This is a genomic window from Rhodococcus ruber (assembly GCF_027270735.1).
In the GTDB taxonomy this organism is placed as follows: Bacteria; Actinomycetota; Actinomycetes; order Mycobacteriales; family Mycobacteriaceae; genus Rhodococcoides; species Rhodococcoides rubrum_A.
The window spans coordinates 537,192-550,917 of record NZ_JAPWIJ010000003.1; the positions used below are offsets into that span (position 1 = coordinate 537,192).

The 13,726-nt window shown below is 64.6% G+C and carries 11 protein-coding genes; 1 reads left to right on the forward strand and 10 read right to left on the reverse strand.

Going from position 1 to position 13,726, the window contains the following annotated elements:
- Positions 1-47: 47 nt before the first annotated feature.
- The 3 genes from O4220_RS09740 to O4220_RS09750 form a co-directional block, all read right to left on the reverse strand.
- Positions 48-1,163: a ferredoxin reductase gene (locus O4220_RS09740; RefSeq protein ID WP_269603464.1), complete on the reverse strand. Its 1,116-nt coding sequence runs from the start codon at positions 1,161-1,163 to the stop codon at positions 48-50.
- A gap of 120 nt (positions 1,164-1,283) precedes the next feature.
- Entirely contained in the window at positions 1,284-1,808 is a 525-nt protein-coding gene (locus O4220_RS09745) for a DUF6912 family protein (RefSeq protein ID WP_269603667.1), read from the reverse strand.
- 11 nt (positions 1,809-1,819) lie between these two features.
- Positions 1,820-3,265, reverse strand: coding sequence for a WS/DGAT/MGAT family O-acyltransferase (locus O4220_RS09750; RefSeq protein ID WP_269603466.1), 1,446 nt, complete (start codon positions 3,263-3,265; stop codon positions 1,820-1,822).
- Positions 3,266-3,462: 197 nt separating this feature from the next.
- On the opposite strand from O4220_RS09750, the gene O4220_RS09755 reads away from it, so the two are divergent.
- Positions 3,463-4,029 (forward strand): Rv3235 family protein, encoded by a 567-nt coding sequence (locus O4220_RS09755; protein WP_269603467.1) that lies wholly within the window; start codon positions 3,463-3,465, stop codon positions 4,027-4,029.
- Between the two features lie 32 nt (positions 4,030-4,061).
- On the opposite strand, the gene secA is transcribed toward O4220_RS09755, so the two are convergent.
- The 7 genes from secA to O4220_RS09790 all read right to left on the reverse strand — a co-directional run bounded on the left by secA (position 4,062) and on the right by O4220_RS09790 (position 13,726).
- Positions 4,062-6,968, reverse strand: a complete 2,907-nt coding sequence (gene secA / locus O4220_RS09760) for a preprotein translocase subunit SecA (RefSeq protein WP_269603469.1) — start codon at positions 6,966-6,968, stop codon at positions 4,062-4,064.
- 352 nt (positions 6,969-7,320) lie between these two features.
- The gene (gene hpf, locus O4220_RS09765) at positions 7,321-7,989 is read right to left on the reverse strand and encodes a ribosome hibernation-promoting factor, HPF/YfiA family (RefSeq protein WP_032376902.1); all 669 of its coding nucleotides are present in this window, start codon (positions 7,987-7,989) and stop codon (positions 7,321-7,323) included.
- A 200-nt stretch (positions 7,990-8,189) separates the two neighbouring features.
- A complete protein-coding gene (locus O4220_RS09770) occupies positions 8,190-8,873 on the reverse strand; it encodes a ComF family protein (RefSeq protein ID WP_269603472.1) in 684 nt (227 codons plus the stop codon).
- A gap of 45 nt (positions 8,874-8,918) precedes the next feature.
- Positions 8,919-10,697, reverse strand: coding sequence for an MtrAB system accessory lipoprotein LpqB (lpqB, locus tag O4220_RS09775; protein WP_269603669.1), 1,779 nt, complete (start codon positions 10,695-10,697; stop codon positions 8,919-8,921).
- Positions 10,697-12,382 carry an MtrAB system histidine kinase MtrB gene (mtrB, locus tag O4220_RS09780; protein WP_269603474.1) on the reverse strand — a complete coding sequence of 562 codons (1,686 nt, stop codon included), beginning with the start codon at positions 12,380-12,382 and terminating at the stop codon, positions 10,697-10,699. The genes lpqB and mtrB overlap by 1 nt, the downstream gene beginning before the upstream one ends.
- Positions 12,379-13,056, reverse strand: a complete 678-nt coding sequence (gene mtrA, locus O4220_RS09785; protein WP_072806710.1) for an MtrAB system response regulator MtrA — start codon at positions 13,054-13,056, stop codon at positions 12,379-12,381. Before mtrA ends, mtrB begins: the two co-directional genes overlap by 4 nt.
- Before the next feature lie 4 nt (positions 13,057-13,060).
- Complete coding sequence (locus O4220_RS09790; protein WP_269603477.1) at positions 13,061-13,726, reverse strand: dTMP kinase; 666 nt, start codon at positions 13,724-13,726, stop codon at positions 13,061-13,063.

The window sequence follows — 13,726 nt, forward strand, 5'->3', positions numbered from 1 at the left end:
GTAAGCGTAACCGAACAGCCTGAGAAGTCAGTGTGCGAAAAACAGACCTACAGTTCCAATGTGCAGTCGCCCGCAGCAGCGGAAATACACGTTTGCACACGATCGCCTTCGCTGTGCTCCTTGCCGGAACGAAGGTCGATGACGTGCCCTGCGGTCAACGGGACCACACACGTCTGGCAGATACCCATCCGGCAGCCGAACGGCATCTGAACTCCGAGACTCTCACCGGCTTCGAGAAGGCTCGTGGCCCCGTCGACAGCAACGTTCTTGTCCGATTTGGAGAACGTCACGGTGCCTCCGGCACCCGAAGTGTCGGCTCTGGAGATCTCGAACCGCTCGAGGTGAAGCCTGTCCTCGATGCCCTCACGCTTCCAGGTCTTCTCGATCTCTTCGAGGAGGGCCGCGGGGCCACAGGCCCAGGTGTCGCGCGTCCGCCAATCGGGGTACAGCTCGTCGAGCGAGGCCAGCGCGAACTTGCCGTCGGATCGCGTCAACTGCACATGGGAAGTGAAGTTGGGATGGGACTTCTCCAACGCGGCGAGCTCCGCGGCGAACATCACCTCGTCCTCGGTGGGAGCCGAGTGGATGTGCACCGTGTCGGGCATGTCCCCGTGTCGATCCAGTGCCCGCAGCATCGAGATGATCGGAGTGATGCCGCTACCCGCTGTGACGAACAGGATCTTGTTCGGCGGCGGAACCGGAAGCGCGAAATTTCCCTTCGGAGCGGCCAGGCGAACGATTGTTCCCTGCGGCACGCCGCCGACGAGGTGCGAGGACAGGAAACCCTCGGGCATCGCCTTGACCGTGATGGAAATGAGTTTGTCTTCCCAGTTCGGCGGCGAGGTCAACGAGTACGACCGCCAGTGCCACCGTCCGCCGAGGTGCAAGCCGATGCCGATGTACTGACCCGGCTGATAGTCGAAATTGAAGCCCCATCCAGGCCTGATCACCAGCGTCACCGCAGTCGCGGTCTCCTGCTCCACTCGCACGATGCGGCCTCGCAACTCGCGCGCCGACCACAGTGGATTCGCCAGATGCAGGTAGTCGTCCGGCAACAAGGGAGTGGTGATGCGGGTGAAAGCACCGCGCACCATGTTCAGTCTGGGACGCTTGGGGGCCGAGACGCCGGCCGCAGGAGCTTCCAGCCATTTCTTCAGATCCATCGGGTGTTCCATCCCCTCGATCGAGACTCCGAGCCGCATCCGGCCATCGAGGTTACGCTACCGTAGGTTCGGGGTCAGGGTCACCTTCGCCGCGAGGGTGCGGGGACGATCACAGCCTAATCACAGCAGTTCGAGGAGAAACGACAACTCCTGCGGGGCGTACCACGCCAACGTGTGATCCTCGGCGTCTCCGAGCACGAACTCCGCGTCGGCATCACCCATGTCGGCAGCATCGACGGCCGCCGCCGCCTTGGCAACTGCCGATTCGGCACCTTCGAGATCGACGTGCACCGACGCGACCTGATCCATCCGTAAGGGCTCTTTCAACCGGACGACGGCATCGTCGAGATCGGGTCGCAGGGTGGGGTCCTCCACATCGGCTGCGATCACCGCTCGCCTGTACACCACACCCTCGGCGACCGTGCCGGTGTCGGCTTCGTCGTCGACGGCTGCGGCGATCAGGCGCAGCGAGGCCCGAGCAGCCTCCCCCATCGCCACCTCCGCCAGCTCCTCGTCTTCGCCGGAGGAATATGCCTCACGCAGAGTCGGCGTCACCGCGAACGCCGTCCGCGAGACCGGGCTGAATTCACCGTCCGCCGACAACACTCTCAAGAACTCCAGCGTCGCTGGAACGTAGACACGCATTGCAGAAGACCTCATACTCTCGAATCGTTACTCGCGTCGACCAATTCTTCCAGCGCCTCGTGCAGTAACGCCGTCACCACGTCCACGTCGGGCATGGCACCTCGATCGGCATTGAGCCCGAAGAAAACGAAACCGTCGTACGACGTCAAGCCGACACTCATCGCCTGGTTCTCGAACAACGGCGAAACCGGATACATCTCGAGCATGCGTGCGCCGCCGACGTAGAGGGGAAATTGCGGTCCGGGAGCGTTGGTGACGATCAGATTGAACACCCGCTGAGACAGTCGGCTGCCTGCCCGCGCGCCCATGGCGTGCAGACTCGCAGGCGCGAATCCAGTGATGCGCATCAGCGTCTGCGCGGTGACGCCGCGACTCTGATTGGCATGCGCCTCGGTGGCGTGCGCGATGTGCGAGAGCCGAACCACCGCGTTCGATTCACCGACGGGCAGGTCGACCAGGAAGGACGAGATCTCGCTGCGATCGTCCTCGGTCGGCTCGGCAGGCCTGTCACCCACATCGCCGAAACCGACGCGATCGGCGGAGACGTACACCGACATCGGCACCATGGCCCGGACAGTCGACGACGCGGTCACGGGTTCGCCGCGCGAAAGCAACCAGTTTCGCAGCGCGCCGGTGACGACTGCGAGCACCACGTCGTTGATCGAGCAACCGAAGCGATTGTGGATTCTGCGATAGTCCGACAGCTCGGTCTTGGCCACCGCGAATCTGCGGTTTCGCGAAATCGGAGCGTTGAGCGGACTCGACGGCGCACTCTGGGTTGCGGTGCGCAGCAAAGCCGCAACCTTTCCTGCAGCGCGCACTGCGTCACCCGCGACACCGGCCATACCGTTCACTGCGCCCCGCAGAGCTTCGAGACTCTCCCCCGGCCGGACGACCAACTCGGTCAGCGCGTCTATGACGAGTGCAGAATCCTTGGGCTCGCGAGCGGGCATCCACAGTTCCTCGGCAACCGGCGGTGGATTCTTGCTCGCGTCGAGGATCACCTGACCGATGTCGAGTGCGTGCTCGCCGTCGACGAGCGCCGAGTGGGACTTGGTGAAGATGGCAAATCGGTTCTTCGACAGTCCCTCGACCAGGTACATCTCCCACAGAGGCCGAGTGCGGTCGAGAGGTCGCGAGGTCAGCCGTGCGATCAGATCGTGCAACTGGTCGTCCGAACCCGGCTTCGGGAGCGCCGAGCGCCGGATGTGGTAGGTGATGTCGAAATCCGCGTCGTCGACCCAAACCGGTCTGGCCAGACCGAAGGCGACTTCGCGAACTTTCTGCCGATACCGGGGAACCAGAGCCAATCGCTGTTCGACCAACGACAGCAGACGCTCGTAACTGAAACCGCTGCGCGGGGTTCGAAAGATCGCGAGCGAGCCGAGGTGCATAGGACTGCTACTGGCCTCGAGAAAGTAGAACGACGCATCCTGCGCTGTCAGCCTGGTCGCCATCGCGTGTTCCAGTCTCCGTCCTTGCGTGGAGTTCGCACCCGTTCGAGTAGGTCGAGCGCGCGGTGTGGCTCGAACCTAGAGTACGTGGCGGACGAGCGCCGGTCGCGGGGTCGTTCGAGGACTCGTGTCGCGGGAATCGACCTGGTTCGGCGGGGAACCGATCGCCGCCATGGACCGTCAATGTCGGTGTGAGCGTCATGGAATCGAACGAACCACCGGACACCCCGAGCATTCCCGGGCCGAACCCCCGACTACACGCCGAACCGCACTGCTTCCTCTCACGGGCCGCTCCCTTCGAGCCGCCGCTCTCGTCCACGACCGTCCATAGGTGGGATCTCACGGCAGCCGCCGAGCCGAGGCCGGTAGTACACCGAACGTCCGTGCGCAGCAACCGTTCTCGACGACGCGCCGAGCCGGCCGGTCGGCCGGTCGTGCCCGCCGACGCGCGGTCGTCGGCCGACCGCGCGGTGCGCATGCTGATCGAAGTGATCGACCGCCGCCGCAGTGCGGATCAACTCACTGTGTTGTTCACCACCCCGATGATCGACCTGGTACGAACCATCGTGCGTAACCCACCGCCGGGGAGGCGGCTCGGATTCGCCGCCGTACACCGAGTGCACGTCGTCTACCAGACCGATGTCTCCGCGGAAATATTCGGCTCGTACACCCGGGGCCCACGAGTGTTCGCCTTCGCCGGGCGGATCGAACTGGCAGTCGATCCACGCCGTCCCGGGTGGACCGTCACGTCGTTGCGAGTGGGGTGAGGGTCGCCTCGCGGTGAGGCGACCCTGATCCCCTACTTCTTGCGCTTGGAGCGAGCTGCCTTTTTCGGGGCCTTGCTCTGCGCCCTCGCCGCTTCGCGACGCTCCCGCCGAGTGCCATCGGCGGCGGAATCACTGCCGCCGGCCGCCGCACCCGATCGGCGAACATCGGTGCCGCCACCTTCGGCCGGACCGGAGAAGGTCAATCTCTGCTCTTCCTGCTCGTCGAGCCCCTTCGCCCGCAGAGCCGAGGGCACTGCAGGAGCGGTGGGCGCTGGAGCAGTAGGCGCCGGAGCCGTGGGTACCGGAGCCGTCGGTGCGGGTGCTGCGGCGGGAGTCGGTGCCGGGCGGCCGGAGCCCACCGGAGAGGCCAGTCCCGGAGCCACGGCCAGACCAGCCGAGGCCGCAGGCCCTGTCGGAGCCGGCGTCGCCTCGACCTGCAGGTTGAACAGGAAGCCGACCGACTCCTCTTTCAGTCCGTCGAGCATGCCCTGGAACATGTCGTAGCCCTCGCGCTGGTACTCGACCAGCGGGTCGCGCTGCGCCATCGCACGTAGGCCGATGCCCTCCTTGAGGTAATCCATCTCGTAGAGGTGCTCACGCCACTTGCGGTCGAGCACGGACAGCAACACGCGCCGTTCGAGTTCGCGCATCCCGTTCTCGCCGGCGATACCGTCGATCTCGGCTTCACGGTTGGCGTAAGCCGACCGTGCATCCTCGAGCAGCGCCTCACGTAGTTCGTCGCGGCTGAGGTCGCCCTTCTCGCCGTCCTCGTTCTCCCCTGCCAGAACTTTGTGGTCCAGGCCGACCGGGTACAGGGTCTTGAGCGCGGTCCACAGCTGCTCGAGATCCCAGTCCTCCACATATCCCTCGGCGGTGGCACCGTCGACATAGGCGGTGATCACGTCGGTGATCATCCCCTCGACCTGACCCTCCATGTCGGCACCCTCGAGGATGCGCCGCCGCTCCTCGTAGATGACGGTGCGCTGCTGGTTCATCACCTCGTCGTACTTGAGGACGTTCTTGCGGATCTCGAAGTTCTGCTGCTCGACCTGGGTCTGTGCACTCTTGATGGCCTTGGACACCATCTTTGCTTCGATCGGCACATCGTCGGGCAGGTTGAGCCGGGTCATGATCGACTCGAGTGCGCCGCCGTTGAAACGACGCATCAACTCGTCGCCGAGCGAGAGGTAGAAACGCGATTCTCCCGGGTCACCCTGACGCCCGGAGCGGCCTCGGAGCTGGTTGTCGATGCGACGCGAATCGTGCCGCTCGGTGCCGAGGACGTACAGGCCACCGGCCTCGCGCACAGTATCCGCGTCGGCCTTGACCTGCGCCTTGACCTCCTCCAGAGCAGGCTCCCAGGCAGCCTCGTACTCCTCGGGGGTCTCGACCGGGTCCAGACCCTGCTTGCGCAGCTGCAGATCGGCGAGGATGTCCGGGTTACCGCCGAGCACGACGTCGGTACCGCGGCCTGCCATGTTGGTCGCCACCGTCACCGCGCCCTGCCGACCGGCCTCGGCGATGATGGTTGCTTCCTGCTCGTGGAACTTCGCGTTCAGCACGTTGTGGGCCACGCCCCGCTTGGTGAACTGCTTCGACAGGTACTCCGAGCGCTCGACGCTGGTGGTACCGATGAGCACCGGCTGACCCTTCTCGTGCCGCTCGACCACATCGTCGACGACAGCGTCGAACTTGGCCTCTTCGGTCTTGTAGATCAGGTCTCCGTTGTCCACGCGGACCATCGGACGGTTCGTCGGAATCGGAATGACGCCGAGACCGTAGATCTGATGCAGCTCTGCGGCCTCGGTCTCGGCGGTACCGGTCATGCCCGAGAGCTTGTCGTAGAGGCGGAAGTAATTCTGCAGGGTGATCGTGGCCAGAGTCTGGTTCTCGGCCTTGATCTCCACCTTTTCCTTGGCCTCGATCGCCTGGTGCATACCTTCGTTGTAGCGGCGTCCCACCAGGATGCGACCGGTGAACTCGTCGACGATGATGACCTCGCCGTCGCGGACGATGTAATCCTTGTCCTTGGTGTAGAGCTCCTTGGCCTTGATCGCGTTGTTCAGGTAGTTCACCAGCGGCGAGTTGGCGGCCTCGTACAGGTTGTCGATGCCGAGCTGATCCTCGACCAATTCGACGCCTGCCTCGTGCACGCCGATGGTCCGCTTACGAATATCGACCTCGTAGTGGGTGTCCACCTTCAACATCGGCGCGATACGGGCGAACTCGCCGTACCACTTGCTCGACGCGTCGGCCGGCCCCGAGATGATCAGCGGCGTTCGAGCTTCGTCGATGAGGATCGAGTCGACCTCGTCGACTACGGCGAAGTTGTGCCCACGTTGCACGAGGTCGTCGAGCGAGTGCGTCATGTTGTCGCGCAGGTAGTCGAACCCGAACTCGTTGTTGGTGCCGTAGGTGATGTCGGCGGCGTACGCGGCGCGGCGTTCCACCGGAGTCATACCGGAGAGGATCACGTCGACCGACAGACCGAGGAAGCGGTGAACGCGGCCCATCCACTCCGAGTCACGCTTGGCCAGATAGTCGTTGACCGTCACCACGTGCACACCGTCGCCCGAGATGGCGTTGAGGTAAGCGGGAAGAACACAGGTCAGTGTCTTGCCCTCACCGGTCTTCATCTCGGCGATATTGCCGAAGTGCAGAGCGGCACCGCCCATGACCTGAACATCGAAGTGCTTCTGCGAGAGAACACGCCACGACGCTTCACGAGCAACCGAGAAGGCCTCGGGCAACAGCTGGTCCAGGCTCTCCCCTGCGGAGTACCTCTCCCTGAACTCCGCGGTCTTGCCGCGCAGTTCGTCGTCGGAAAGGCTCTCGACGTCGGGAGACAGGGTCGAGACGTGGTCAGCGATGTTCTTGAGCCGCTTGACCATGCGACCTTCACCAACACGGAGCAGCTTGGAAAACGACAGCGACGGCACGGGCTTTCTCGTCCTCGATCCTCGGTTCACGGGTACTGACACGAACAACTGCATCACGAACAACACTGCATTGCGAACAACACTGCATCACTGTACGAGCTCACGGGTACATCACCACGGCATCTGCGCGGCGGGTGACCCGAACGCGTCCATGGTAGGCGGTGCCGCTGTGGGCGCGGCAAACCGAGTGTCGGTCGTCGGACATCCCGGGTTCGCCATCCGGACAACACCGACACGGCATCGACACAGCACTGCAGGCTCGACGTGGGGATCGAGTCCTCCGGCATCGAGCCTGCAGCGGTGATGGGATTTCACGGACGGCGAACGAACTCTGCCACCGCGAACGGGTGGGTCAGGTAAGTCTGATCAAGCCGTAATCGAAGGCGTGCCGTCGATACACGACCGACGGTCGGTCGGTGGCGCTGTCGTGGAACAGGAAGAAATCGTGACCGACGAGCTCCATTTCGTACAGTGCATCGTCGACGCTCATGGGAGCGGCCGAGTGAATCTTGGTGCGCACGATGTGCCCCGGGCCGCTCTGATCGTCCTCGAAGGAATCGAGCTTCGTGTCCGGGTCGAGTGCCAGCGTGTCGTCCTCGGCGAGTTCGGCGGTGGCCTCGGCAACGGAGACGGGCCGTTTCTCGCCGTAGTGGACCTTGCGCCGGTCCTTGGTTCGCCTGAGTCTGCTCTCGAGTTTCGACGTCACCGCTTCGAGAGCGGCATAGAAACTGTCGGCGCACGCTTCGGCACGAACAACCGGACCCTTGCCCTTCGCGGTGATCTCCACGCGTTGACATGCTTTGGCCTGACGGCGATTTCGTTCGTGCTGCAGTTCGACGTCGAACAAGTAGATGGAGGGATCGAAGCGCTCGAGGCGAGCCAATTTTTCGGAGACGTATATCCGGAAATGATCCGGTATCTCGACGTTGCGGCCCTTGACCACAACATCCGCGTTGCTCTTGGCGGGTTCTTCCGAAGGCTTCTCGTCGAAGAAAACCGAGGCTTGTGAAGGGGTCGTCACGCGTACCTCCCGATATCGGCCACGCCCACTGTTGGACGTGGCAAGTGTGCATGCCGAATGGGGAACCTTCCGGCATCAGAGTCCGGGGCATCACCTCGCATCTTGTCGATTGGGTGCGTGTCCGCGACGTTAGTCGGTCATCGACTGGTGTGCCACCGTTCACCACGAATTGGTTGTCGGCGTGTCTTCCTCAGGAGTACTCAGGCACTCGCCACCACGAGTGCACCGGCGATGGGTACTCCGAAATCGCTTAAGACTCTTGCTGATTCGGCCAGTGTGGCACCGGTGGTAACGACGTCGTCGATCAAAAGAACAGTGAAGGCCGCGGGCTGCGACGCACCTCCGCCGAACACTGGCCGACGCACCCCGACGGCCTCGATCCGACCCGCCACGTTGTGCTGACGTTGTCCGGCCGACAACCCGACCGAATCTCTGGCTCCACCGGACATGCGCAGCAACTCGGGGACGAGAACTCGCTCCGGTGCCAATTCCTCGGCGGCGATCCGAGCGCATCGTAGAACAGGATCACCCCCGCGCGCCCGGGCCGCGTGGGCCCGAGAGGGGGCGCTGACCAGAATCAACGAGCCCAGCTCTGGAGGATCGATCTCACCCGCCTCGCGCAGATGTCCGACGGCCGCTGCCAATGCTCGTCCGAGCGGCCGGGCCACCGAACGGCGACCACGTTCCTTCAGGGCGATGACGGCGCTGCGACGCGGTCCGCTGTACGTGCCGAGAGCCCAACACGGCACACCGGGATCGACACGCGGACGAACGGGGGTGGGTGGTACGAACAGCGCCTCGCCACACGCCCTGCACCAGTTCTCCCCCGGCACCCCACAACCGGCGCACTCGAGCGGGAGAACCAGATCGAGGAGTGTTCGCATGAGCGCCGAGTCTGCCCGCACCCACCGACACGCCACCGGCCGACATCAGCCGGGCAGAATCGGCACTGCTTTCACGCCTGCCAGGCCGGTGACCTCGCGCCAGTAACGGTCGCCGACCGGATCGGCGTTGTTGAGCGCGAACACCGCACGCGCATCGGCCACGTACTCCGTTTCCGGCGACGCGTCGACCGCCAGCACCGGAGTGGTCAGGTTGCGCGAGGGAAGGGCGTCCATCCTGGATCCATCGACCGTCACCTGCACCACCGGCGTGTCCGTGGCGACTCTCGCAATCACGATGGTGTCTCCGGTGGACCAGTCCAAACTGGTGGCGTCACTGCCGAGTCCGATGGCCACCGCGCGGGGCGAGGTCAACGAGTACACGCCCGTGGGATCACGCACCACCGTCGCCACGTACACGACGCCGTCGACGATGAGCGCTGCTCGTACGCCGTCGCGGGCCAATCGCAGTTCGGTGATTCGGGTGCCCAGGGTCGTGACGGCGGTGGCGTCGACGGGTATCACCGAGACCTGACCGGTGGAGGGATCACGAGCGGCTCGGATGACATTGGTGCCGTCGATGACCGCCCATGCCGCATTGTCGTCCGCCCCCCAGGTGGGCCGCGTGATCGACTGCCCTTCGGCCACCGGGAACGCGCCACCGTCGTAGCTGCCCACCATGAGCGTGCTCGACGGGGCAGGCGCAGGACGCCCGGTGTCGGCGACACCTGCCACCAGAGTGCCGTCGTTCGACAACGCCACCGAACGCAGATTGCGGGCCTGTCCGAAGTACCCGGGGGCGGGGGTGGTCTCGGCTTCGTCGACCCGGAGCAATCCGCCGGACGCGAGGGCGTGCAGCCCGATGCCGGCGTCGGCGCCGCCGAGTGGATCGAAGGAGTCGACGCCTGCGGTCGTCCACCCGTCGGGCTTGGTCGTATCGATCGGTTGACCGTCGGCCAGCAGCACGTACGGGCCGGCCACCTCGGCCGACGCCAGGGTCCAGATCACCTGAGCGGCAAGGAGTTCGCGATCGCGGTCACTCTTGTTCTGAAGGCCGCCGAAGTCGATCTTGATGCCGCCGAGCCCCACCCCCACCTGAGAGGTCTGACCGTCGGCCTTGGTGATGGGACCGCGAATGCTCACGTCGTCGGACAGTTCGTTGCTCACTGCCGCCGACAGAGCCGACTTGGGACCGTCGATGAGCAGCTGCACGAGTTGATTGGCCAGCTGGTCCTGCGATCCGCTCGTCCAACGCACATCCGGCACGAGCACGCCGCCGAGAGGATCGACGAAGTAGAGCGATCGCTGCTGATACGTGTTCAGAAATGCGGACCGATCGATGACGACACCGGGCGGAAGCTTGGAGATGCGCCATTGACCGTCCACCCGCGTCATGTCGATCGCAACGTCGAAGGTGTCCGAACCCGCCTGATACTCCCCGCCCGAGGCCAGCATCCCGGCCGTCGTCGAACGAATCGTGAACTGCGCGGCATCGGCGGTACGTGGTCCGGACAGGGTGTCGATCCGGTCTGCGACGACGGTTCGCGCCCCGTCGTCCCAGGTTCCCGACGCCTCCTCGGTGAGGAATTGCCGAGCGGCCTGATGTCTGTTGCCGGAGATGGCGCTGGCCTCGAAGAAATCGTCCAGCAAGCGATCGGGCTCGCGTCCGGGCTCGGGGGCCGGGGCACTCGTCGGCACGGCACCATCGGTCAGGGTTCCGATTGCCTGCGGGCTGGAGGACTCGGGCAGGCTGGCGCAGCCACCGACCAGCGCGATCGTAAGTGCGCAGATCGCCAGTACCCGACTACCGCGACGAGCCGACCGAATCACGTCACCGACTCCGGTGCCGACGTCTTCTGTGCGGTGATGGCCGGAATCGGTTGCCCCTGCGCGTACTTCTTGGTGCTGGGTTTGAGGGGCAGCGGCGATCCGATCACCTTGTGCCCGCGCACGAGTGGCAACGTGAGCCGGAAGCACGCGCCTTCTCCCACTGCACCCCACGCTTCGAGCTTACCGTCGTGCAGTCGGGCGTCCTCGACGCTGATCGCCAGCCCGAGTCCGGTGCCGCCGGAGCGACGGACGCGAGAGGGATCCGAGCGCCAGAACCGGTTGAACACCAGCTTCTCTTCGCCGGGGCGCAGACCGATTCCCTGGTCGCGCACCACGAAGGCTGCCGCGTCGGCGTCCGAGCGCAGCCGCAGCAGCACCGGCTTGCCTTCACCGTGATCGAGTGCGTTGGCCAGTAGGTTGCGCAGAATCCGTTCCACTCGCCGGGGGTCCACCTCGGCGACGACCGCGGTCTCGGGCATGTCGACGATCACTTCGGTGCCGGTCTCGCGCGCCAGGTGCCGAACGGTGGACACCGCTGCGCGCGCGCACATCCGCAGGTCGAGCTGTTCGGCAGCCAGTTCGGCCACACCCGCGTCGTGTCGACTGATCTCGAGGAGGTCGCCGAGCAAGGTCTCGAAACGATCGAGCTCGTTGACCAGCAGCTCCGACGATCTCTTGAGTGCGGGCTCCAGATCGTCGCTGGCATCGTGGATGAGATCCGCGGCCATGCGCACGGTGGTGAGTGGAGTCCGCAACTCGTGGCTCACGTCGGAAGTGAATCGGCGCTGCAAGTTGCCGAATTCCTCGAGCTGGGTGATCTGCTTGGACAGACTTTCGGCCATCTCGTTGAACGACATCGCGAGTCTGGCCATGTCGTCCTCACCCCGAACCGGCATTCGCTCCTTGAGCCTGCCGTCGGCGAAGCGCACCGCAATCCTCGACGCGGACCGAATGGGAAGGACGACCTGACGCGCGACCAGCATCGCGATCGCCGCGAGCAGGACCAGAAGTACCACTGCGCCGACGAACAACGTTCCGCGGACGAGCGAAAGTGTTCGATCCTCGCTGGCCAATGGGAAGATCAGGTAGAGCTGTAGCGCCGAGATATCGGATCCGGTCGGCGATCCCATGATGAGCGCCGATCCGGAATATCCGCCGTCACTGTCGGTGACGGTCGCGTACTGCGAACTGATCAGGCCCTTCTTGACGAAGTCTCGCAGGCTGCTGGGGATCTGATCGACCGGCCCGACCGACGCCTCTGCCCGGGTCGCGTCACCCTCGACGATCAACACCGGATCGAACGATCCCGCCGACCCGGTGGTCGACGCCGCGTCCAGGTCCTGATTGGTCAGTGCTGCCCGCGCTCGTTCGAGGCGTGTCGCGAGCCCGCTCGAATCATCGGCACCGGCGAGGTTGCCCTCGACGGTGGTTCGCGACCTGTCGAGCTCCTCGGTGGCCGCCGACAACTTGGCTTCGAGCAGCCGATCGGTGATCTGAGAGGTCAACACCACGCCGAGGATGAGGATGACCACCAGGGACAGCGTCAACGTCGACACGACGACGCGGAGCTGCAACGACCGTCGCCAGGCATGGCCCAGCGACGTACTCAGCGAGCGAAACCACCGCAACAGAGGGGAGAATTTGCCGTTGATTCGCCGCCGAGAATGGGAGAAACCGATCACGGCGGTCCGGCCTTGTAGCCGACCCCCCTCACGGTCAACACCACCTCGGGGTTCTCCGGGTCCTTCTCGACCTTGGCACGCAGGCGCTGCACGTGCACGTTGACCAGTCTGGTGTCGGCCGCATGACGGTAACCCCACACCTGTTCGAGCAACACCTCTCGGGTGAACACCTGACGCGGCTTACGCGCCAACGCCACCAGAAGATCGAATTCGAGTGGTGTCAGCGACACCAGTTCCTCGCCGCGGCTGACCTTGTGCGCGGGCACGTCGATCACGATGTCCGCGATGGACAGCAATTCGGCGGGTTCGTCCTCGGTTCTGCGCAGCCGCGCTCGAACGCGCGCGACCAGTTCCTTGGGCTTGAAGGGCTTCATGATGTAGTCGTCCGCGCCGGACTCGAGGCCCAACACGACGTCGACGGTGTCGGTCTTGGCCGTGAGCATCACGATCGGAACGCCCGAATCGGCCCGCAGTACGCGGCAGACGTCGATGCCGTTCATGCCGGGAAGCATCAAGTCCAGCAACACCAGATCCGGGCGGTTCTCGCGCACGGCCGCCAACGCTTGGGTGCCGTCACCGACCACGAAAGGCTCGAACCCCTCACCGCGCAGCACGATGGTGAGCATCTCCGCCAGAGCCGAATCGTCGTCCACAACCAGAATCCGAGGCTTCATGGTCCTATGGTGTCACTTTCAGCTCGCCTGATGGCTGATTGGCCAACTCGGCGGCGAGTCGATCAGGATCGACCTCGGCGGTGACGACCTGCCACGGCGACATCCAACTCGACGCCGCGAGAGCGCCGTACACGGCCGAGGTTCGGCTCTGCAGCGAGCCGTCCCGCTCGTAGGCATCCCGGGTTCGGGCGGCGTCCGCACTCTCGCGCGCCGCTGCCCGCTCGGCGGCGAGTGCCACAGGTACGTCGAGGAGCATCTGGACGTCCGGAACCGGCACACCGAATCGCTCGAATTCGAGTGCCCTGATCCACTCGACGGCCTCGCCGTCTGCGGACTGTTCCAACCGCGCAGCAGTGTAGGCGGCATTCGAAGCCACATACCTATCCAGCAATACAATGTCGTTGCAAGACAACAGGTCTCGGATCTCACCTGCTGCGTCCTTGCGGTCCAGCGCGAACAAGAGCGCCATCGCGTGCACGCTGCCCGAGGTATCCCCGTGTTCGCCGTGCAGGGCCTCGGCTGCGAGATCGGCGTGAATCGACCTGTCGTAACGAGGGAACCCGACCCGCACAACGTCGAGGCCGTCACGTTCCCATGCCGAAACGAGCCGACGGGCGAGCGTGTTCTTGCCCGCACCGTCGACTCCTTCGATGACGAAAAGCCGTCCCAC